The organism is Prauserella oleivorans, assembly GCF_042685745.1.
Taxonomy (GTDB): domain Bacteria; phylum Actinomycetota; class Actinomycetes; order Mycobacteriales; family Pseudonocardiaceae; genus Prauserella_A; species Prauserella_A oleivorans.
Map to the genome: position 1 here is coordinate 90,076 of NZ_JBHUNT010000001.1, position 21,655 is coordinate 111,730.

Consider the following 21,655-nt stretch of genomic DNA (forward strand, 5'->3'; position numbering starts at 1 on the left):
GGGTCTTCCCCGATGTGGGAGGCCGTGTGGGTCGCGCATGCTCGATCCCATGACTGGGACGACGGACGCGTCGAGGCATCTCGACGGCTTCGAGGAGACGGTCCGGGACTTCTGGGCGAGCAGGCCCCGGAGGTCCGAGGAGGGCCGCAAGGTGGCGGGGGTCGCCGCCGGGATCGGCAGGCGGTACGGCATCGACCCCGTGGTGATCCGCGTGGCCCTGGTCGCCGTCACGATCTTCGGCGGGGTCGGGATCGCGGTGTACCTGCTGGCGTGGCTGTTCATGCCCGCCCAGTCCGACGAGGTGTCGCCGTTCGAAGCGCTGATCGGCAAGGGCCGCAGCTCGATGTCGAAGGGCGGCACCGTGGTGCTGCTGGCCGCGCTCGTGCCGGCCTTCGGGTGGACGTTCGGCGGGGCGTGGTTCGACGGTGGCGGCTTCCTGGGGCTGGCGCTGATCGTTACGGCGCTCTATCTCATGCACCGCAGCCGTGGGCATCTCAACCGGCCTGCCCCGATCGGCAGGCCCGCCGCCGTCACGTCGGCCCCGATCGACCTGCAGAACCCGGCGAGCACGTCGGCGACCTGGGACGCCCTGGGCGCCGCGCCGCTCGGCTGGGACCTGCCCGGCGCCGCGCCCGCGCCGGAACCCTCGGAGCCGGGGCCGCCGCGGCGGAAGTCGAAGATCGGCATCGCGACGCTCGGGGTGGCGCTCGCGGTAGCCGGTGTCGGTGCGGCGGTGGCGTCGTCGAGTGCCGACCCGTGGTGGAGCCCGGCGCACGTCATCGGGCTGGTGCTCGCCGTGCTCGGGATGGGCATGGTGGCGGGGGCGTTCCTCGGCGGCGGTCGTGGCCTGGTCTGGCTGGCAGTGCCGCTGTCGGTGGCCGGGATCGCGCTGACCTCGGTGCCGTTCGACCAGTACGGCGGCGGGTTCGGGCAGATCACCAGCACGCCGTACTCGGCCGCCGAGGTGCAGCCGCTGTACGAGCGCACGGCCGGCGAGATCGACCTCGACCTGCGGCACCTGGGCGGGCCCGCCGAGCCGGTGCGATCGACGTTGCGCGTGGGCGCGGGCAACATCGCCGTGCACGTGCCCACCACCGCCGACGTGACCTTCGACTGCAGCGTCGGCACCGGGAACGTGGAATGCTTCGACCGCCAGCAGTCCGGGGCGGGAACCGCGGCCGTCCGGGGCGTGGACCTCGGCGAGGACGGGCCCGGCGGCGACCGGATCATCCTGAACATCGAGGCCGGACTCGGCAACGTGGAGGTGCATCGTGGTGGCTGAGCAGGACGAGCAGCAGGTGACGCGCCGCAGGCCGCGAGTGGACGCCTTCCCGCTGCTGGCAGGCCTGGCGACGTTGTTCGTGTCGGTCTACGTGCTCTCGGACGGGCCGGACTGGCTCGGCTCGTTCGACCTGCGCTGGGTGCTGGCCGGGGCCGCCGTGCTCGCCGGAACGCTGATGCTCATCGCCTCGATGCGAGGCGACCGCAACCGCGACTGAGCCGCGCGGCCGACGCCGGTCCCCCAGGGAGCCGGCGTCGGCCCGCGTTCGGCTACGCGACGATGTCGGCCACCACCAGGCCGAGACCGAGGACCGTGCCGGCCACGACGCCGACGGCGAGCATCTTGTGCCGCCTGGTGCGGTCCTCGCGCAGTTCCTGCTCTGTCCGCGTCGAGATGAGGAAGTGCCCGTCCCCCTCGGGCTTGCCGATCACCAGCGGACCGATCTTGTCGTGGACCTCGCCGAGGATGTAGAGCCTGCGGCCGGGCCGGATGACCCATTCCTTGTAGGTGTAGCCGATGGTCCGGCTCCCACCGCCGGAGAAGATCTGCGGGAGTGTGATCCCGAACAGCTCCACGCCGCCGTCACCGTGGTGCGGCTCGAACCGGTTCACCGTCTGCTCCGGCTTGTCGGGGCTGGTGCCGTTCGGGTCGACGCCGATGGTGCGGCCCTGCTCGTCGACGAGCGCGTAGCCCTCCCACGACGTGTGCTCGGCGACCCGCTCGGTCCGCTTCGTGCGGTGGCGCTTGCCGTCCCGGTACTCGTCGGTCTCGTACTGCCGCTCGACGAGGTAGCGGTACCAGACGCACTCGGTCTTGGACAGCTCCGCCTTCAGCGGGCCCTCCGGCCGGGGGTGCGCGGCGCCGACGACCTCGGCCGTCTTGCGGAACGAGCCCTGGGCGCCCAGCTCGTCGGACACCTTCCGGAGCTGTTCCAGCTCGGGAATCGACAGCGTCTCCGTGCCGATCATGGCGTGCAGCTCACTCTTGGTGTGCCGCATGTAGAAGAACCCGGCCACGGCCACCGCGACGAGCAGCACACCCGCGATCCACATTGCCCTACCCCCAGTGCGTTCGGGAGGTCACTCCCACTCGATCGTGCCCGGCGGCTTGCTCGTGACGTCGAGCACGACCCGGTTCACGTCGGCGACCTCGTTGGTGATGCGCGTCGAGATCCGTTCGAGCACGTCGTAGGGCAGCCGCGTCCAGTCGGCGGTCATGGCGTCTTCGCTGGACACGGGCCGCAGCACCACCGGATGGCCGTAGGTCCGTCCGTCTCCCTGGACGCCGACGCTGCGGACATCGGCGAGCAGCACCACCGGGCACTGCCAGATGTCGCGGTCGAGGCCGGCCGCGGTGAGCTCCTCGCGCGCGATCGAGTCGGCGGCCCGCAACGTCTCGAGCCGCTCGGCGGTGACCTCGCCGATGATGCGGATGCCCAGGCCCGGACCGGGGAACGGCTGGCGGTGCACGATCGTCTCCGGCAGGCCGAGTTCCAGGCCGACGCGGCGCACCTCGTCCTTGAACAGCAGGCGCAGCGGCTCGACAAGCGTGAACTGCAGGTCCTCGGGCAGGCCGCCCACGTTGTGGTGGCTCTTGATGTTGGACGTCCCCGTGCCGCCACCGGACTCGACGACGTCCGGGTACAGCGTGCCCTGGACGAGGAACTCCGCCTCCCCCTTGGCCTTGAGGTCACGCGCGGCCTGTTCGAAGACCCGGATGAACTCGCGGCCGATGATCTTGCGCTTCTCCTCGGGGTCGGTGACCCCGGCGAGTGCGTCGAGGAAGCGGTCGCGGGCGTCGACCGTAACCAGGTTCACGCCGGTGGCCGCGACGAAATCCCGTTCCACCTGGGCCCGCTCTCCCGCCCGCAACAGGCCGTGGTCGACGAACACGCACGTGAGCCGGTCGCCGATCGCGTGCTGCACCAGTGCCGCGGCGACCGCGGAGTCCACGCCGCCGGACAGCCCGCAGATGGCGTGCCCGTCGCCGATCTGGGTGCGAATGCGGGCCACCTGGTCGTCCACGATGGACGCCGTGGTCCACTGCGGACGGATGCCGGCGATCTCGTGCAGGAACCGCCGCAGCACCTCCTGGCCATGCGGCGAGTGCGCGACCTCCGGGTGGTACTGCACGCCCGCGAGCTTGCGATCGACGTCCTCGAACCCGGCCACCGGCGCGCCCTCGCTGGTGGCCGTGACGGCGAAGCCCTCCGGGGCCTTGGTGACGCAGTCGCCGTGGCTCATCCACACCGGATGCCGGGCGGGCAGGTCCTCGTGCAGAGCGCCGCCCGAGACCCCCAGCTCGGTGCGGCCGAACTCGCGGGTGCCGGTGTGCTCGACGCCACCGCCGAGCGCCTGCGCCATCGCCTGGAAGCCGTAGCAGATGCCGAACACCGGCACGCCCGACTGGAACAGCGCGGGGTCCACGCGGGGCGCGTCCTCGGCGTAGACGCTGGCCGGTCCGCCGGACAGGATGATCGCGGAGGGCTTGCGTTCGAGCAGCTCCTCCACCGACGCGGTGTGCGGCACGACCTCCGAGTACACCTGCGCCTCGCGGACCCGCCGGGCGATGAGCTGCGCGTACTGGGCGCCGTAGTCCACGACGAGAACGGGACCTTCTGCCACTGCCGGACCTCCTGGCATCAACGAACTGCCCCCTCATCGTCGCAGGTGAACTGCCCGGCGCTGAGCGCAGGTGGCCGTTACGGTGCAGCACTATGGACGCCATCACGCCACGGCCTCACGACTGCTGGGTCGCGGGCCGCGCCGAGCCGGGCGAGCACACCGTCGCCGTGACCCATCCCGCCGACGGCACCGAGGTCGCCACCGTCGCCGTGGCCTCCTCCGACCAGGTGGAACGGGCCGCCGATGCCGCTTCGGCAGCGGCGGGCGAGCTGCGCCGGCTACCCGGTGCCGTGCGGTCCGCCGTGCTGCGGGCCGTGGCGGACACGCTCCAGGCTCAGGCCGAGGAACTCGCCGAGCTCGTCACCGCCGAAGCCGGCACGCCGCTGCGCTGGGCTGAGCGGGAGGTGGCCGACGCCGTGGCCGTCCTGCGTGCTGCGGCAGGCCACACCACCCCGCCGTCCGGCGAGCTGCGCGACGGTGGAGAACGGACGGTGCTGGTGCGGCAGGTCGCGCGCGGGCCGGTGCTCGGTGTCGTCGGGACGCACTCGCCGCTGCGGTCGGCGGCACACTCGGTCGCCGCCGCGCTGGCCGTCGGGTCACCCGTGGTGCTGGCACCCGCCCTGGACACGCCGCTGTCCGCGCTCGCCGTCGGCGAGGCGCTGGCCGGCACGGACCTGCCGGCGGGCGCGTTCTCGGTGCTGCCGCTCGGCGCCGCCCCGGTCGGCGACCCGCGCCTGCCCGTCGTGGCCGGCGACACCGACCCGGCACCGGGCGCGACCGCGGTGGTGCTCGACTGGCCGGACCTGGCCGACGCGGCCCTCCGCATCGCCGTCTCGGCCACCCGCGAAGCCGGACGGCGGCCCGACGCGGTACACCGGGTCGTGGTCGACGAGTCGGTCGCGGAGGAGTTCGTGCCGGCCCTGGCCGACGCGGTCCGCGCCCAGCCCACCGGCGACCCGTACGACCTCGCCGTGTCGGTCGGCCCGCTGCCCGACGAGGCAGCCGCGCAGCGCGCCGTTCGGCTGCTCGACGACGCCGTGGCCGCGGGGGCGAAGCTGCTGACCGGCGGCGGGCGGCGGGGCGCGACCGTGGAGCCCGCCCTCGTCACCGGCACCGACCCCACCGCCCCGGTGACCGGACCCGCGCTGGCCGTGGTCGTCACCGGCTCCGCCGACGAGGCCTTCGCCGCCGTCGGCGGTGCCCAGGCCGGCCTGTTCACCCGCGAGGTCCGGCTCGCGATGCGAGCCTCGGAGGAACTGCCCGTGGAGCAGCTCGTCGTGGGCGACGTTCCGGACTACGACCCGGCGTCGGTGCGCGCGAGCATGCGCGCGTTCACCTGCGAGCGGGTCACGGTGCTGGCGTGAGCGGCAGCCGCAGCGCGCCAGGCGCGCCCGCGGGCACCACGGGGTTCTTCGGCGCGATCGGGTCGAGCCGCACATAGCCCTCGGACTGGGCGGGCCTCGGGTCGGCCTCGCCCTTGTTCGGCCAGAACGAGAACGCCCGTTCCGCCTGCGCCGTGATCGTCAGCGACGGGTTCACGCCGAGGTTGGCCGTGATCGCCGAGCCGTCCACCACGTGCAGGTTCGGGTAGTTGTAGACGCGGTGGTAGGGGTCGATGACCCCCTTGTCGGGGCTCGTGCCGATCGGTGCGCCACCGATGAAGTGCGCCGTCAGCGGGATGTTGAAGATCTCCCCCCAGGTGCCGCCCGCCATACCGCCGATGTGCTCGGCGGTACGCAGGTTCGCTTCGTGGCCGGCCTTGATGAACGTCGGGTTCGGCTCGCCGTGGCCCTGCTTGGACGTGTACCGCCTGCGGCCGAACAGCCCGCGCTTGGTGTAGGTGGTGATGGAGTTGTCGAGGCTCTGCATCACCAGCAGGATCACGGTCCGTTCGCTCCACCGGTACGCGTTGAGCAGCTTGGCCGTCTTGACCGGGTGCTTGAGCACGAACCTGACCGCCTGCAGCCAGCGCGGCACGTCGAGGCTGCCGTCGGTGGCGACGGTCTGCAGCAGGCTCATCGCGTTGCTGCCCTTGCCGTAGCGCACCGGCTCGATGTGGGTGTTCTCGTCGGGGTGGATGGAGGACGTGATGGCCACGCCGCGGCTGTAGTCGTTCTCGGGATCCACCGACGTGCGGGCCGCGCCGATGATCGCCTCGGAGTTGGTGCGGGTGAGCTCGCCCAGACGCGGCGAGAGCCGCGGCAGCGCGCCGGTGTCCCGCATCGTGTGCAGCAGCCGTTGCGTACCCCAGGTGCCCGCGGCGAATACCACGTGGGTGGCCGTGAGCGTGTGCGTGAACCGGCGGGAGGTGGTGCCGGTCTTGCGGATGTCGACCTCGAACGTGGAGTCGCCGCGCGGGCGCACGGCCGTGACGGTGGTGAGCGGAATGACCTTCGCTCCGCTCCGCTCGGCGAGATAGAGGTAGTTCTTGACGAGCGTGTTCTTCGCGCCGACGCGGCAACCGGTCATGCAGGAGCCGCATTCGGTGCATCCCGTGCGCGCGGGCCCCACCCCGCCGAAGAAGGGATCGGGCACCTCGTCGCCGGGCTTGCCGAAGTACACACCGACCGGCGTCGGGTGGTAGGAGTCGGGCACACCCAGGTCGGCGGCGACCTTGCGCATGACCTCGTCGGACGGCGTCACCGTCGGGTTGGTCACCACCCCGAGCATGCGGCTCGCCTGGTCGTAGTGCGGGGCGAGTTCGGCTTCCCAGTCGGTGATGTGCGCCCACTGACGGTCGCGGTAGAACGGTTTGAGCGGGCGGTACAGCGTGTTCGCGTAGACGAGCGACCCGCCGCCGACGCCCGATCCGGCGAGGATCATGACGTCCTTGAGCAGGTGGATGCGCTGGATGCCGAAGCAGCCGAGCCGCGGCGCCCACAGATACCGGCGCAGGTCCCAGGACGTCTCGGCGAACTCGTCGTCGGCGAAGCGGCGGCCCGCCTCGATCACGGCGACGCGGTAGCCCTTCTCCGTGAGCCGCAGGGCGGCGACGCTGCCCCCGAATCCGGATCCGACGACGATGACGTCGTAGTCGGGCGAGCCATCGGCGGTGATGGTGTTACGCGAAGTCACAGAAAAACTGTAACCACGCCGACGGCTTCTGACCAGAGGTAAGTTACTGGCGCGTCAATTACGCACGGTGAGACCGACGCGCTGGAACTCCTTCAGGTCGGAGTAGCCGGTCTTGGCCAGTGCCCGGCGGAGGGCGCCGAACAGGTTCACCACACCCTGCGGGTCCTGCGCGGGGCCGTGCAGCAGCGTCTTGAGGTCCACCTCGGCGCTCGGCACGGGCGCCACACGCGAGCGCGGAAGCGACGGGTGCGCGCCGGCGGCCGTCCAGTACAGCCCCTTGCCCGGCGCCTCGGCGGCCCCGGCGAGCGGCGCGCCCAGCATCACCGCGTCGGCACCGCACGCAATGGCCTTGGCGATGTCGCCGCTGTAGCTGATGCCGCCATCGGCGAGCACGTGGACGTAGCGGCCACCCGTCTCGTCGAGGTAGTCGCGCCGCGCGGCGGCGGCGTCGATGATGGCCGTCGCCATCGGCACGCCGATGCCGAGCACGCGATCGGTGCTGGTGACGCCCGGCGTGTAGCCGTGGCCGACGATCACGCCCGCCGCGCCGGTGCGCATGAGGTGCATGGCCGTGCGGTAGTCGCTCACGCCGCCCGCGATCACCGGCACGTCGAGGTTGGCGATGAACTCCTTGAGGTTCAGCGGGTCGGGCGCGTCACCGTCGTCCTGGCCCACGTGCTCGGCGGAGACGATGGTGCCCTGGACGATGAGGATCTCCACGCCCGCCGACAGCAGGTGCGGCGTGAGCTCGGCGGCGTGCTGCGGGCTGACCCGCGCGGCCACGGTGACCCCGGAGTCCCGCACCGCACGGACGGCCTCGGTCAGCAGGTCGGGCCGGATGGGCGCCGAGTGCAGCTCCTGCAGCAGCGACACGACCTCGGAGAGCGCGGCGCCGTCCTTGGCGGCCTCCGCGACCCGGGCGAGCGCGGCCTCCGCATCGGGGTGCCGGGCCCACACGCCCTCGGCGTTGAGCACGCCGAGCCCGCCGAGCCTGCCGATGTGGACAGCGGTGTCCGGCGAGACGATCGCGTCCGTCGGGTGCGTCACGAAGGGCAGGTCGAACCGGTAGGCGTCGATCTGCCAGCTGGTGGACACGACCTTCGACGACCGCGTGCGCCGCGACGGCACGATGTCGATGTCATCGAGGTCATACGACCGCCGCGCGGTGCGGCCCATGCCGATCTCGACCAGATCCCGCACGTCACGTCCCTTCTCCCCGCGAAACACTGCGGGCTCATTGTGGCTCCCGTGCCCGCACCGGCGGTCACGGGTGGCCCAGGCGGCGTTCTACCGCGTGGTGTAGTTCGGCGACTCGACCGTCATGGTCACGTCGTGCGGGTGGCTCTCCTTGAGCCCGGCCGCGGTGATGCGCACCAGCTGGGCCCGCTGCAGTTCGGGAATCGTCCGCGCCCCGGCGTAGCCCATGCCCGACCGCAGGCCGCCGACGAGCTGGTGCACGACGTTCGCCAGCGGGCCACGGAACGGGATGCGCCCCTCGATGCCCTCGGGCACCAGCTTGTCCTCGGAGAGCACGTCGTCCTGCGCGTAGCGGTCCTTGGAGTACGAGCGCTGCTCGCCACGCGAACGCATGGCGCCGAGCGAGCCCATGCCGCGGTAGGTCTTGTACTGCTTGCCGTTGACGAGAATCACCTCGCCGGGCGCCTCGGCGGTGCCCGCGAGCAGGCTGCCGAGCATCGCCGCGGACGCGCCCGCGGCGATGGCCTTGGCGATGTCCCCCGAGTACTGGATGCCGCCGTCACCGATCACCGGCACACCCGCGGGCCGGCACGCCTTGTCGGCCTCGTAGATCGCCGAGATCTGCGGCACGCCGACACCGGCGACCACCCGGGTGGTGCAGATCGAGCCCGGCCCGACACCGACCTTGACGCCGTCGGCCCCGGCCTCCACGAGCGCCTGCGCGCCCGCGCGCGTCGCAACGTTGCCGCCCACGACGTCGACCGTGTCCCCGAGCTCCTTCTTCAGCAGCGACACGGTCTCCAGCACCGCGCGGGAGTGGCCGTGCGCGGTGTCGACCATGAGCACGTCCACCCCGGCGTCGGCGAGGGCCATCGCGCGCTGGTGACCGTCGGCGCCCACCCCGACGGCGGCGCCGACCAGCAGTCTGCCGTCGTGGTCCTTGGTGGCGTCGGGGTACTGCTCGGTCTTGACGAAGTCCTTGACGGTGATGAGCCCGCGCAGCTTGCCCGCACCGTCGACGATCGGCAGCTTCTCGATCTTGTGCTTGCGCAGCAGCCCGAGCGCCGCCTCGGCGGTGACCCCGACCTGCGCGGTCACCAGCGGGGCCTTGGTCATCACCTCGCGCACCGGCCTGCTGTGGTCGACCTCGAACCGCATGTCGCGGTTGGTGATGATGCCCACCAGCTGGCCCGATGCGTCGGTCACCGGCACGCCGGAGATCCGGAACCGGGCGCACAGCGCGTCGACCTCGGCGAGGGTGTCGTCCGGCGAGCACGTCACCGGATCGGTGACCATGCCCGCCTCGCTGCGCTTGACCACCTCGACGGCCTGCGCCTGCTCGTCGATCGGCAGGTTGCGCTGCAGCACGCCCATGCCGCCCTGGCGCGCCATCGCGATGGCCATGCGCGCCTCGGTGACGGTGTCCATGGCCGCGGACAGCAGCGGGATCCGCAGCGTGACGTTGCGGGTCAGCCGGGTGCTCGTGTCGACGGCGCTGGGGACGACGTCCGACTCGGCGGGCAACAGCAGCACGTCGTCGAAGGTCAGCCCGACCATCGCGAACTTCTCCGGGATGGCGGCACTCCCGTCCTCCGCGGGGGCAAGGACGTCTGCGGAGGTGAACTCGCTCGTCATACTGCCGGGTAACCTTCCTCGCGGGTGAAGCCAACAGGGGTTTTCGGCCCTGTTAACGATGGTATCTGGACGCGCCCCGGTACCTTCCCGGTACCGTGCAGGCCGTGCCGCACGATGTGTTGCCCCCAGACCCGTTCGCCGACGACCCGAACGACCCCGCCAGGGAGATCGCCGCCCTCGACGAACCGGTGGCGGAGCCGATCACTCCCGAGGAGCGCTCCGAGCTCCTCGCGGACCTGTCGGATCTCGCCGTCTACCAGGCACTTCTCCAGCCGCGTGGCATTCGCGGGATCGTGGTGGACTGCGGCGAATGCGACCAACCGCACTACCACGACTGGCACCTGCTCAGGGCGAGCCTGGAGCAACTGCTCAACGACGGCAGGATGCGTCCCCACGAGCCCGCCTACGACCCGAATCCGGCGGATTATGTGACGTGGGACTACTGCCGCGGCTTCGCCGACGGCATCACGACCACCGAGAACGCCTACTAGCAGGGCCGACGACGGCAAAGGCGCTCCGTCCCGGGTGGGCGGAGCGCCTTTGCCGTGTCGAACGTCTCGTTCCCGGTCCACGGCATGACGCGGACATCGGGCCGCCCGCCCCGACCGGACGTCGTGGCGAGCGTCTCGTCAGTTGGTGGTGGATCCGGTGCCCGACGTGCCGGAGACGTCGCCGCTCGACGGGTCGCCGATGATGGCGGGCGACTTGCCACCGGAGCCCGACGAGGTGCCCGAGTCGCCCGTGTTGCCGGTGGTGTCGTCGCTCGGGCTGCTCGGCGTCGGCTCGGTGGTGGTCGGCGGCGTGGTCGGGTCGGACGACGTGTCGTCCGGTGTGCCGCTCGGCGGCGGGTCCGTCGGTTCGGGCCCCGGCCCCGGTCCCGGCGCCGGCTGCGGGTCGCTGGGCGAGGTGTCGAGCGGCGAGGTGGTGCTGGAGTCCGGCGTCGTGGTGGTTGCCGAGGACGACGACTGGGCCGGCGGCGTCGTGGGCCTGTTCAGCTCGGCCATCAGCTGCAGGTGCCGGGCCTTGAGCCGGGCGGCCTCCTCGGTCGCCGTAACCTGCCGCAGCGCCTCTTCCGCCTGCGCGAGCGCGCGGCGGGCGTCGTCGTAGCGCTGCTGGGCGAGTGCGAGCTGGGCCTCCTGCATGGCCGTCCGCACCGACGCGGCCGCCTCGATGGAGCGCGCGTGGTCGGCGTAGAGCACCTTGCTCAGGCCCCACAGGGTGTCGCCGGGCTGGGCGTCGCGCGCGGCGAGGGCGGTGCCGGTGAAGCCGATCGCGAGCACCGCCGCCGCGGCGGCGACCGGCACCAGGAAGCGGCGACGGCGGCCCTGGCCCGCGTGCCGGTGGGCGAGGGCGGCGGTCCTGATCTCGGTGACGGCCGTCGGCGTGTCGACGAGGTCGGGCATCGGCTCGCTGTCGATGTCCCGGCGCCACGCGAGCAGTAGGGCGTTCAGCTCCTGGTCACCGAGGCTGTCGGCAACGCGAGGGTCCGGTCCGCCGAGCGCGTCGAGCAGGGCATCGTCCGCCTGTACCACGGAGAGGTCGACCGTGGCCGAGGACTCGGCGTCGGCCTCCCCGTACTGGTGGGAGGAGCCTGCGGACCCGCCCTTCCCGTGCTCGTGCTCGTCGCTACCGCCTCTTCGTTCCGTCACTCAGACCACCTCCTCAGCGGCCAGCACCTTGCGCAGCCGCGCGAGGGCGCGATGCTGGGCGACCCTGACCGCGCCGGGGGTCGAGCCCACGGCCTCGGCGGTCTCCTCGGCGGAGAGGCCCACAACCACCCGCAACACCACGATCTCGCGTTGTTTCTCCGGCAAGACCTGCAACAGCTTGGTCATCCGTGCGTTCAACTCGCCCTGGATGGCGAACTGCTCCGGACCGACGTCCCGTTCCATCTCGTCGGGTACTTCGGCGACGGGCTCAGCGCGGTTACGGGCAGCCGCGCGGTGCGCGTCGGCCACCTTGTGCTGAGCGATCCCGTAGACGAAAGCCAGGAACGGGCGGCCCTGGTCACGGTACGAAGGCAATGCCGTGAGCACCGCGAGACACACCTCCTGGGCCACATCGTCTGCCGAAGCGTACGAACGCTCTTGCCTGCCAACTCGGGCGCGGCAGTACCGCACCACAAGGGGACGGATTGCGGCGAGCAGCCGCTCCACCGCCTGTTGGTCTCCCTCGACAGCGGCGGCGACCGACTCGTCCAGTCCATCCCCCACAGTGGCCATCGCAGACAACGATCCTGGTGTTACGTGTAGGCGTGCAAGAAGAACGGCGTGTGGCCTACTTGTCCCTCACGCCGGTGATATGCCCACCGTACCTTCCGGCATCCCCCGTTTCCCGAACGGTAGCCGGACGCACACTCCGTGCGGCTCAACGTGCGGAAATGCGAGTCTAGCCAACGATCAAACGTTCAACAAGCCTCACCAGGCGATACGGCGTCCCACACGTTACAGCGGGGCGCGGTGAACCGGTACGGCACCGATTCACCGCGCCCCGTCGAGGCCGGCCTGCAGGTTCGTCAGGAGACGAGACCGCGGCGGAAGCCGTGCGCGACGGCCTGCGCGCGGTCGCGCACGCCGAGCTTGCGGAACAGCCGGCGCGCGTGGGTCTTGACGGTGTCCTCGGAGAGGTACAGCTCGCGGCCGATCTGACCGTTGCTCTTGCCCTGGCTCATCCCGCGCAGCACCTGCAGCTCGCGCTCGGTGAGCTGGACGCCCGGGTCGGAGGGCTGGCGAGGAGCGGGGACGGACGTGCTGGCGAGGGTGTGCGCGAGCGCGGCGACGAGCTCGGGGCGCGACGCGTCCCAGCGCAGGTAGCCACGCGCGCCGCCGGCGATCGCGGCGGCGATGCTGCCCGCGTCGTCGGGCGCGCCGAACACGATCACGTTGGCCTGCGGGTTCGCGGACACCAGCCTGCGCGTCGCCTCGACTCCGGTGGGCACGGCGCGCTGGGTGCCGACCAGCACGACGTCGACCGGCTGCCGGGAGTAGCGGGCGAGCAACTCGTCACCGTGCGCTACACAGTCGATGCGACTGACGCCGGGGACGGCAGACATCACGCGAGTGAGACCTTCGCGGACACTGCGTCGGTCGTCGCAGATCAAGACCGTTGTCACGGGGGTTCCTTCCTGCAGCCGGGTGACGTTCCACTTCCCCTATCGGACGCTGGGGGCCGCACCTTGACACGATCCGGTGGCTTTTTTTGAAACTTCTCTGCCCCGGATGTCGGTACCGGGCGGGTGGTGCCGGACGGCACGTCAGATCGGCACCCACGGCGACGCGCGGGCGAGCCGCCGTCCTTCGGGGTCGGTGGCCGGTAACAGTGCGTGCAACTCGCGAGTGACCCAGGCTCGGTGCTGGTCGGCTCGGCGGGGTTCCAGATCGGCGGCCAGGAGCCCCGCAGGCCACCCCAGCGAGCCGAGCCGGTAGCTCCGGGCGGCCTCCAGCGCCGCCGTCACGAGGGCCGCGGCCCGCTCCCGTGCCACGGGCTCACCGGTGGCGGCGAGTGCGGCAGCGAGCACGAGGTCCGACTTGACGGTGTGCCGCACGGCGCCGCGCTGCCTGGCGCATGCGGCGGCCTGCTCGGCGTGCGGCACGGCGGCCGCGGCGCCCCCTCCCGCGAGGGCCACCTCGGCGCTGACCCAGCCTGCCCGCACACGGGTGCGCCAGCTTGTGACGTGCTCGGCGGCCGCCGCGATCAGCCGGCGGGACGCGGTGAGCCTGCCGAGGGCGAGATTGTCGGCGGCGAGCCCGAGCAGCGCGTCGGCACGGGCACCGGCCGGGTCGAGGCCGTCGTCGTCCGGGGTGCCGGTCGCGCCGAGCGCGCGGGCGAGCGCGGCACCGTCGAGCGGCTGTGCGGCCGCGTGCCCGCCGAGCTGCCGCCGGTGCGAGGCGAGCGTGGATCCGGCGAGTGCGGCAGCGACATCGTCGGTGCCGCGGGCGAGCGGCTGCAGGATGGACGCCGCGGCGGCGTAGCGGCCGCGGGCACCCAGCACCACGGCGGCGAGCCACCGTTCCCGCGGACCGTCGGCGGCGGCGAGGACGCGGTCGCCGAGGCCGGGATCGTCGCCGAAGGCCGCGCGCCGCAGGTCGCTCTCCCGGGTCTGCACGTCCTCATTCTCGTCCCGGGCCGCCGAGCAGGACGTACTCGACCCGGTGGACGGCGCCGCGCACGTCGGGCAGCGGCTCGACCTTCGCGGGCAGCGCGATATCGCACCAGCCCGGGCCCGCCGCGAACAACCGGCCACGCTGCCGGGTCCGCGCGAGCCGGGTCAGCAGCACCGGGTCGGCGACCGACGCGCGTTCGGCCCACAGCACCACGGCCGACGGCGCGCTGCGGCGCACCGCGGCGACGAGCACCTCACCAGAAAGCCTGGCTCCGAGCGGCTGGCCCGCGACCTCCCGTTCGGCGAGCGCGGCGGCCAGCACGTACACCGGCAGCGACGCGCGTTCGTGCGGAGCACAGCCGACGAGCACGGGGCGGGCGTTGCGCGGGCGGCCGACCAGCGGCGGCGCCCGGACCACGGCCGTGTAGGCACATTCCTCGACCAGGTGACCCGCCTCGGCACCGTCCGAGGTATCGGCCCGGAGCGCGTCGAGCACGGGCCGGATCACGCCGTCCCAGGCGTCCAGGACGCCGCAGGTGGTGAGCGACTCGGCCAGGACCTGCTGCACCAGCGGCACGTCCATCGCGAGCGCGGCGTTGCTGAGCCGCCGCGCGAACCGGGCGAGCCCGGCGCCGTGCGCGCCGGCCGCATCCTCCTCGGCCGGAAGGGTGTCCGGTTCCGGAAGGGGTGTGACCGGCGGGGGCGCCGCGTGCTTGGGCATCCGGTCGAGCGCGAAGCGCGCGGCTTCGGCGGTCGATGCGCCCCGCAGCAGGGCACGCTGCATCAACTCGAGCCGGACCACGTCGGAGGTGCCGTATCGCCGGTGCCTGCCCCCCGTGTGCCTGCTGGGCCCGACGCCGTAGCGGCGATCCCAGGTGCGCAGCGTGGACGGCGCCACGCCCAGCCGGCGTGCCACCGCGGCGACGGGCAGCGTGGGTTCCGCGGCGGAGGGTGTCTCGCCCGGCGGAGACCCGGCCGGTGTCGCTGCGCCTGCACACGCGGAGTCGGGCTCTGACGGCATCGGGTCAATATCGCGTGACCCCGGAAACGCGGCAACCGGAGAGACTCCCACCCCTGTGGTACGCCTCACACACGCGGGGGATGCCTAACGGCTGAATCGGCGCGAATTCCTTGAACAACTATTGGCGCGCTTCTAACGTTACCGCCCGTTGCACCGAATGGAGTAGTCGCCGATGATCCGGCCGCGTGGGCCGGAAGAGCGAGGGGGCACGATGGCCGACATTCGCCGACTCCCCGGACCGAACGCCGACGTCTGGGACTGGCAGCTGGAGGGGGCTTGCCGGGGGATGGACAGCGGTTCCTTCTTCCATCCCGACGGGGAACGCGGTCCGGCACGGGCTCGCAGGGAAGCGCAGGCCAAAGCCATTTGTCAGGCGTGCCCGGTACTGCGGTTGTGCCGGGAACACGCACTGGCCGTCCACGAGCCGTACGGCATCTGGGGCGGGCTTTCCGAGGCCGAGCGCGAGCACATCATCAAGAGCCGGCAACGGTCACTCAGCCTCACCGGATAGCCAACCGAAATGAGGGGGAAGGAGGAGAGGGGCGTCCGCGAGGGCGCCCCTCTCTCCGTATCGGCTCCCGGACGCGACACGGGGCGGCACCCTGTGCGGGTACCGCCCCGTTCGTGCGATCAGCCGTGCCGGTCAGTGCGCGTGGCCGTGACCGTGGCCCGCCTCGCCGTCCGACTCCTCGGGCTTGTCCACCACGGAGCCCTCCGTGGTGAGCACGAGCCGGGCGATCGACGCGGCGTTGGCCACTGCCGAGCGCGTGACCTTCACCGGGTCCACGACACCGGCCGCGAGCAGGTCGGTGATCTCACCGGTCGCGGCGTTGAGGCCGTGGCCCCACTTCTGCTCCTGCACCTTGGACACCATGACCGCGCCCTCGTGGCCGGCGTTGGTGGCGATCCAGTACAGCGGAGCGGTGAGCGCCTCGCGGACGATCTTGACGCCGGTGGCCTCGTCACCGGAGAGGCCGAGGTTGCCCTCGAGCTCCTTGGCGACGTGGGCCAGCGCCGAGCCGCCGCCGGGGACGATGCCCTCCTCGACGGCCGCCTTGGTGGAGGCGACGGCGTCCTCGATGCGGTGCTTGCGCTCGTTGAGCTCGGTCTCGGTGGCAGCACCGACCTTGATGACAGCGACGCCACCGCCGAGCTTGGCGAGCCGTTCCTGCAGCTTCTCGCGGTCCCAGTCGGAGTCGGTGGTCTCGATCTCCTTGCGGATCTGGGCGATGCGAGCCTCGAGGTCGTCCTTGGTGCCCGCACCGTCGACGATCGTGGTGACGTCCTTGGTGACCTCGATGCGGCGGGCCTTGCCCAGCACCTCGAGCCCGACCTCGGACAGCTTCAGGCCGACCTCGCTGGAGACGACCGTGCCGCCGGTGACGACGGCCAGGTCGTCCAGGAACGCCTTGCGCCGGTCACCGAAGAACGGCGCCTTGACGGCCACCGCGGTGATCGTCTTGCGCAGCGAGTTCACCACGAGGGTCGACAGCGCCTCGCCCTCGACGTCCTCGGCGATGACGAGCAGCGGCTTCTTCGCCTCGGCGACCTTCTCCAGCACCGGAAGCAGGTCGGCGATGGAGGAGATCTTCTCGCGGTGCAGCAGCACGTAGGCGTCCTCGAGGATCGCCCGCTGCTCCTCCGGGTTGGTCGCGAAGTGCGCCGAGAGGAAGCCCTTGTCGAACTGGACACCCTCGGTGATCTGCAGCTCGGTGGCGAGGGTGGAGGACTCCTCCACGGTGATGACGCCGTCCTCGCCGATCTTCTCCACGGCCTCGCCGAGCAGCGCACCGATGGTGGCGTCGCGCGAGGTCACGGTGCCGACCTGGGCGATGTTGTCCCGCCCCTTGACCGGCGTCGCCTTGTCCTTGAGGACCTCGACGACCTTCTCGGCGGCCGCCTCGATGCCGCGGCCGAGCGCGGTGGGATTGGCACCGGCGGCCACGTTGCGGAGGCCGACCTTCACCAGCGCCTGCGCCAGCACGGTGGCCGTGGTGGTGCCGTCACCGGCGACGTCGTTGGTCTTGGTGGCGACGTTCTTGGCCAGCTGCGCGCCGAGGTTCTCGAACGGCTCGTCGAGCTCGATCTCGCGCGCGACGGTCACGCCGTCCAGCGTGATCGTGGGGCCGCCGAACTTCTTGTCGAGCACGACGTGGCGGCCGCGGGGGCCGAGCGTCACCTTCACGGCGTTGGCGAGCTTGTCCACCCCACGCTCGAGGGCCCGACGGGCGTCCTCGTTGAAGTTGATCTGCTTAGGCATTGAGGAACCTCTCTCCATGCACGCGAAACGCCCCGACCCCCGGCTTCATGCGGGGCCCGGGGCGTCAACGCATACGCGGGTCGTCAGTTGATGACGGCCAGCACATCGCGGGCGGACAGGATCAGGTACTCCTCGCCGTTGTACGTGACCTCGGTGCCGCCGTACTTGGAGTAGATGACGACGTCGCCTTCCTTGACATCCACGGGGATGCGGTTGCCCTTGTCGTCGATGCGGCCCGGGCCGACGGCCAGGACCTTGCCCTCCTGGGGCTTTTCCTTCGCAGTGTCGGGGATGACGAGACCGGAGGCCGTCGTCTCCTCGGCCTCGCTCCTCTGGACAACGATCTTGTCCTCGAGCGGTTTGATGTTCACGCTCACCGGGTTGACCTCCACGGGTCGTCGAAAGCGTTGGCAGGTACCTAGTTGGGTACGGCGCCTACCACCCCGCCGTCGCGGGTGCCGGGGCGTGTGCGGTGCCGTGCAATTAGCACTCTAGCCACGGGAGTGCTAGCCGCGCAACCAGGGTCGCACGCGCTCCCGTGCCTGGTCAGAGCACCGGCCCCTCGTGGCCCGGCGAAGAGGTCCAGTCCGGTGTCTCAGCACGCCCGGTAGCCAAACGTTCACCGGCTCATCACCCACACGGGAAGAAGTGGCCACTCGCGCCTCCCACGCTGGGTGAGTTCTGACTGTCCGACACCACGTTGGGAGTACGCGTGTCCCTATCCGGTGAGAACCGCTCCTTCACGACGTCCCGCCGGGGCGTGCTGGTCGGTGGTGCCGCGCTCGGCGCGGCCGCCGTCGCGACCGGCCTGCCGCTCGCCGCCACGGCTCAGGGCGCGGGCAGGCGGCGCTCCGGCGACCCGTTCACGCTCGGCGTCGCGTCCGGCGAGCCCGACCAGAACAGCGTCGTGCTGTGGACCCGCCTGGCCACCGACCCGCTCGCCGAGGACGGCCTCGGCGGCATGAGCGGCACCGTCGAGGTGGAGTGGGAGATCGCGCTCGACGAACGGTTCACGAGGATCGTGCGCCGCGGCACCGAACGGACCGGCGCCGACGCGGGCTACGCCGTGCACGCCGAGGTGGCCGGCCTGAAGCCGGGCTGGGAGTACTTCTACCGGTTCCGCACCGGCACCCACGTCTCCCCCGCGGGCCGCACCCGCACCGCACCACCTCCCGGGGTGCTCGGCTCGGGACTCGCGATGAGCTTCGCGTCGTGCTCGCAGTACGAACACGGCTACTTCACCGCCTACCGCCACCTCGCCGCCGACGAGCCGGACCTCGTGCTGCATCTGGGCGACTACATCTACGAGTACAAGGCCGACAGCTACGTCTCCCCCGACGGCAACGTCCGCGACCACCGCGGCCCGGAGACCGAGACGCTCGCCAACTACCGGCAGCGGCACGCGCAGTACCGCACCGACCCCGACCTGCAGGCCGCGCACGCCGTGGCGCCGTGGCTCGTCGTGCCCGACGACCACGAGGTGGACAACAACTGGGCCGGCGACGTGTACGAGAAGCCGGAGATCCCGCAGCCGAACTTCATCGAGCGCCGCGCCAACGCCTTCCGCGCCTACTACGAGAACATGCCGCTGCGCCGATCCCAGCTGCCGCAGGGCTCGCACATCCGCCTCTACCGCACGGTGAGGTGGGGTTCGCTGGCGAACTTCCACATGCTCGACACCCGCCAGTACCGCGACGACCAGGCGTGTGGCGACGGCTGGAAGGTGTGCGAGGACGCGGAGAACCCGGCGCGCACGCTTACCGGCCCCGAACAGGAGGCGTGGCTCGCCGAGCAGTTCCGCCGTTCCCGCGCCCGCTGGGACGTGCTGGGCCAGCAGGTGTTCTTCGCCCGCCGCGTCAACGGCTCGGGCGCGGTGAGCATGGATTCCTGGGACGGCTACCAGGGCTCGCAGGAACGGGTGACGCGGAGTTGGCTGGACGCTGGTGTGCGCAACCCGGTGGTGCTCACCGGTGACGTGCACACGCACTGGGCCAACGAGCTCAAGGCCGACTACGCCGACCCGGACAGCCCGGTGGTCGGCACGGAGCTGGTGACCACGTCGATCACGTCCGGTGGCAACGGTGCGGACTCCGACCCCGCCGACGACCCCAACCTGGCGCTCAACCCGCACATCAAGTTCCGCAACAACCAGCGCGGCTACGTCCGCACGCGGATCACGCGCGACGAGCTGCGCGCCGACTTCCGGGTGCTGGACCGGGTGACCGAGCCCGGCAGCCCGGTGCGGACGCGGGCGTCGTTCGTGGTCGCCGACCGGCGCCCGGGGCTCACCGAGGTGACGCCCCGCTGACGCCCGGGGCAAACGCCGTCCCGGCACCCCCCATCGAGGGGGTACGAACACCCGACGCCTCCGGCCGCCGGCCGAGCACGAGCTCGAGCCGCCGGCCGGGGGCGTCGTCTCCCGCGACGCCCGGTGATCGATCGACGCCGGCGTCGAAACACTCGGACGGGCGACGAAAGAACGTACCGACAAGATCAGCTACTGGGTAAGTTCCTCGCCACCCGCCTGCGAGGAGATCCATGGACGCCCTCACCCGTCGTACCGCCCTGCGCGCCGCCGCCGGAACAGCCGGCCTGGCCATGGCCGCACCCGGAGTCGCGACAGCCGCACCCGGCAACGCCCGGCAGCGCGCGTTCGCCGCGGCCGCCGAGGAATTCGGCGTGCCCGAACCGGTGCTGCTCGCTGTGTCCTACCTCACGTCCCGGTGGGACGCCCACGGCGGGAGGCCGAGCACCGGCGCGGGGTACGGCCCGATGCACCTGACCGACCTGCGCACGGCCGCGGCGGGCGGGAGCCACCACGACCAGGGCACCGAGGATCCGCGCGGCGACACGGCCCGCCCCGCATTGCGCCCGGCGACGCCGCCGCACACCGAGTCCGTGCCCGAGCTGCAGACCGTCGACCTCGCCTCGCGGCTCACGGGCGTGTCCCCGGCAACGCTGCGCACGGATCCGGCGCAGAACATCCGCGGCGGCGCCGCTGTCCTGGCCGCCTACCACCGGGAGCTGGGCGTCGGCGGGAGCCGGCCCGACGACTTCTACGGGGCCGTCGCCCGCTACAGCGGAGCGTCGACGGAGCCGGCCGCGGCGTTCTTCGCCGACGAGGTGTTCGCGGCGATCGCCTCTGGCTTGCAGCGCGTGACCGACGACGGCGAGCGGGTCCGCCTCGACGCCACCGAGGTCCGGCCCGACCGCTCCCAGCTGCGCTCACTCGGCCTGCGCATCGCACCCGCCACGTACCCGGAGGGCCCGGCCGGCCTGCCGGTCGAGTGGATTCCCGCGCCGTACCAAAAGCTTTCCGACGATCCGTCCCACTACGGCAACCACGACAAGGCGAACCGACCCGAGAGCCAGCGGATCAGGCACATCGTCATCCACGACACCGAGTGCTCCTACGACGCGGCGATCGGCCTCGTCCAGGACCCGGCCTACCTGGCCTGGCACTACACCGTCCGGTCCGCCGACGGCCACATCGCCCAGCACATCGAGACCAAGGACGTCGGCTGGCACGCGGGCAACTGGTACGTCAACGCGACGTCCATCGGCGTCGAGCACGAGGGCTACGCCGCGCAAGGGACCTGGTACACCGAGGCGATGTACCGGGCGTCGGCACGGATCGTGCGGTATCTGGCCGACACCTACGACATCCCGCTGGACCGGCACCACATCGTCGGCCACGACAACGTTCCGGCCGCGACGCCGGACCGGGTCGCCGCCATGCACTGGGATCCGGGCCCGTACTGGGACTGGGCGCACTACTTCGAGCTGCTCGGCGCTCCGCTGCGCCCGTGGCCGGGCTGGCACACGGGGCTGGTCATGATCACGCCCGACTTCGCGACCAACCGGCCCGCCTTCACCGGCTGTGATACCGAGAATCCGGCCGCGGCGTGCCCGGCCGCCGGCTCGTCGGCGATCGTGCTGCGCACCGAGCCACGCGAGGACGCGCCGCTGCTGTCCGACATCGGCCTGCACCCGGACGGCTCGCCCTCGACGATGGATGTGTCCGATGTGGGCAGCCGCGTCTCGACGGGTCAGGTGTACGCGGTCGCCGAGGTCCAGGGCGACTGGACCGCGATCTGGTACCTGGGGCAGAAGGGCTGGTTCCACAACCCGGCATCGGCGCCCACCGCGCGACCCACGCTGGGCGCCGTCGTGACCGCGAAATCCGACGGGATCGGTGTCTACGGTCGCGCCTACCCCGAGCCCGAGGCCTACCCGCCGGGCATCACCCCGCAGGAGCTGACGCCCCTGCAGTACACGATGCCCGCCGGTCAGCGCTATGCCGCGGGCCCGGTGGTGCCGTCGGAGTACTACGCGGCGACGACGTTCGACGCCGAGGAGCACGTCGTGGTGCGCGGCCGGACCAAGTACGTGCAGATCCAGTTCGGGCACCGGCTCGCGTACGTCAAGCTCGACGACGTGAGGCTGTCCCGGGTCTGAC

The 21,655-nt window shown here is 71.8% G+C and carries 19 protein-coding genes; 7 read left to right on the forward strand and 12 right to left on the reverse strand.

What is annotated here, in order from left to right; translation table 11 throughout:
- Positions 1 to 49 precede the first annotated feature (49 nt).
- On the forward strand, positions 50 to 1,282 hold the full coding sequence (locus tag ACFSZT_RS00395; protein WP_377386972.1) for a PspC domain-containing protein: 1,233 nt from the start codon (positions 50 to 52) through the stop codon (positions 1,280 to 1,282).
- Positions 1,275 to 1,499: a hypothetical protein gene (locus ACFSZT_RS00400; protein ID WP_377386975.1), complete on the forward strand. Its 225-nt coding sequence runs from the start codon at positions 1,275 to 1,277 to the stop codon at positions 1,497 to 1,499. Before ACFSZT_RS00395 ends, ACFSZT_RS00400 begins: the two co-directional genes overlap by 8 nt.
- A 52-nt stretch (positions 1,500 to 1,551) precedes the next feature.
- Here the strand turns inward: ACFSZT_RS00400 and ACFSZT_RS00405 are convergent, their stop codons facing one another.
- Positions 1,552 to 2,334, reverse strand: coding sequence for an E3 ubiquitin ligase family protein (locus ACFSZT_RS00405; protein WP_377386978.1), 783 nt, complete (start codon positions 2,332 to 2,334; stop codon positions 1,552 to 1,554).
- A gap of 27 nt (positions 2,335 to 2,361) precedes the next feature.
- Positions 2,362 to 3,906: a glutamine-hydrolyzing GMP synthase gene (guaA, locus tag ACFSZT_RS00410; RefSeq protein ID WP_377386981.1), complete on the reverse strand. Its 1,545-nt coding sequence runs from the start codon at positions 3,904 to 3,906 to the stop codon at positions 2,362 to 2,364.
- A gap of 92 nt (positions 3,907 to 3,998) precedes the next feature.
- On the opposite strand from guaA, the gene ACFSZT_RS00415 reads away from it, so the two are divergent.
- Positions 3,999 to 5,270 (forward strand): aldehyde dehydrogenase family protein, encoded by a 1,272-nt coding sequence (locus tag ACFSZT_RS00415; RefSeq protein WP_377386984.1) that lies wholly within the window; start codon positions 3,999 to 4,001, stop codon positions 5,268 to 5,270.
- On the opposite strand, the gene ACFSZT_RS00420 is transcribed toward ACFSZT_RS00415, so the two are convergent.
- The 3 genes from ACFSZT_RS00420 to guaB form a co-directional block, all read right to left on the reverse strand.
- A complete protein-coding gene (locus tag ACFSZT_RS00420; protein ID WP_377386987.1) occupies positions 5,254 to 6,981 on the reverse strand; it encodes an FAD-dependent oxidoreductase in 1,728 nt (575 codons plus the stop codon). The two genes, ACFSZT_RS00415 and ACFSZT_RS00420, sit on opposite strands and share 17 nt — an antisense overlap.
- A gap of 54 nt (positions 6,982 to 7,035) precedes the next feature.
- Positions 7,036 to 8,181, reverse strand: a complete 1,146-nt coding sequence (locus ACFSZT_RS00425; protein ID WP_377386990.1) for a GuaB3 family IMP dehydrogenase-related protein — start codon at positions 8,179 to 8,181, stop codon at positions 7,036 to 7,038.
- 87 nt (positions 8,182 to 8,268) lie between these two features.
- A complete protein-coding gene (guaB, locus tag ACFSZT_RS00430) occupies positions 8,269 to 9,813 on the reverse strand; it encodes an IMP dehydrogenase (RefSeq protein ID WP_377386992.1) in 1,545 nt (514 codons plus the stop codon).
- A 104-nt stretch (positions 9,814 to 9,917) separates the two neighbouring features.
- On the opposite strand from guaB, the gene ACFSZT_RS00435 reads away from it, so the two are divergent.
- Positions 9,918 to 10,304 carry a DUF5319 domain-containing protein gene (locus tag ACFSZT_RS00435; protein WP_377386994.1) on the forward strand — a complete coding sequence of 129 codons (387 nt, stop codon included), beginning with the start codon at positions 9,918 to 9,920 and terminating at the stop codon, positions 10,302 to 10,304.
- Positions 10,305 to 10,442: 138 nt separating this feature from the next.
- Here the strand turns inward: ACFSZT_RS00435 and ACFSZT_RS00440 are convergent, their stop codons facing one another.
- The 5 genes from ACFSZT_RS00440 to ACFSZT_RS00460 form a co-directional block, all read right to left on the reverse strand.
- Positions 10,443 to 11,462 (reverse strand): anti-sigma-D factor RsdA, encoded by a 1,020-nt coding sequence (locus tag ACFSZT_RS00440; protein WP_377386997.1) that lies wholly within the window; start codon positions 11,460 to 11,462, stop codon positions 10,443 to 10,445.
- The gene (locus tag ACFSZT_RS00445; protein WP_377387000.1) at positions 11,463 to 12,035 is read right to left on the reverse strand and encodes a sigma-70 family RNA polymerase sigma factor; all 573 of its coding nucleotides are present in this window, start codon (positions 12,033 to 12,035) and stop codon (positions 11,463 to 11,465) included.
- Between the two features lie 293 nt (positions 12,036 to 12,328).
- The gene (locus tag ACFSZT_RS00450) at positions 12,329 to 12,925 is read right to left on the reverse strand and encodes a response regulator transcription factor (RefSeq protein ID WP_003073605.1); all 597 of its coding nucleotides are present in this window, start codon (positions 12,923 to 12,925) and stop codon (positions 12,329 to 12,331) included.
- 141 nt (positions 12,926 to 13,066) lie between these two features.
- Complete coding sequence (locus tag ACFSZT_RS00455; RefSeq protein ID WP_377387007.1) at positions 13,067 to 13,918, reverse strand: hypothetical protein; 852 nt, start codon at positions 13,916 to 13,918, stop codon at positions 13,067 to 13,069.
- A 4-nt stretch (positions 13,919 to 13,922) separates the two neighbouring features.
- Positions 13,923 to 14,936 carry a MerR family transcriptional regulator gene (locus tag ACFSZT_RS00460; protein WP_377387010.1) on the reverse strand — a complete coding sequence of 338 codons (1,014 nt, stop codon included), beginning with the start codon at positions 14,934 to 14,936 and terminating at the stop codon, positions 13,923 to 13,925.
- Between the two features lie 211 nt (positions 14,937 to 15,147).
- On the opposite strand from ACFSZT_RS00460, the gene ACFSZT_RS00465 reads away from it, so the two are divergent.
- On the forward strand, positions 15,148 to 15,447 hold the full coding sequence (locus tag ACFSZT_RS00465) for a WhiB family transcriptional regulator (RefSeq protein WP_377387013.1): 300 nt from the start codon (positions 15,148 to 15,150) through the stop codon (positions 15,445 to 15,447).
- Positions 15,448 to 15,579: 132 nt separating this feature from the next.
- Here the strand turns inward: ACFSZT_RS00465 and groL are convergent, their stop codons facing one another.
- Both groL and groES read right to left on the reverse strand, forming a co-directional pair.
- Entirely contained in the window at positions 15,580 to 17,196 is a 1,617-nt protein-coding gene (gene groL / locus ACFSZT_RS00470; RefSeq protein ID WP_377387016.1) for a chaperonin GroEL, read from the reverse strand.
- Between the two features lie 83 nt (positions 17,197 to 17,279).
- Complete coding sequence (groES, locus tag ACFSZT_RS00475; RefSeq protein WP_377387019.1) at positions 17,280 to 17,573, reverse strand: co-chaperone GroES; 294 nt, start codon at positions 17,571 to 17,573, stop codon at positions 17,280 to 17,282.
- 335 nt (positions 17,574 to 17,908) lie between these two features.
- Between groES and ACFSZT_RS00480 the strand changes: the two genes are divergently transcribed.
- Both ACFSZT_RS00480 and ACFSZT_RS00485 read left to right on the forward strand, forming a co-directional pair.
- Positions 17,909 to 19,504: an alkaline phosphatase D family protein gene (locus ACFSZT_RS00480; RefSeq protein ID WP_377387021.1), complete on the forward strand. Its 1,596-nt coding sequence runs from the start codon at positions 17,909 to 17,911 to the stop codon at positions 19,502 to 19,504.
- Positions 19,505 to 19,734: 230 nt separating this feature from the next.
- Positions 19,735 to 21,654 (forward strand): N-acetylmuramoyl-L-alanine amidase, encoded by a 1,920-nt coding sequence (locus tag ACFSZT_RS00485; protein WP_377387024.1) that lies wholly within the window; start codon positions 19,735 to 19,737, stop codon positions 21,652 to 21,654.
- The last annotated feature ends 1 nt before the right edge of the window (position 21,655 follow it).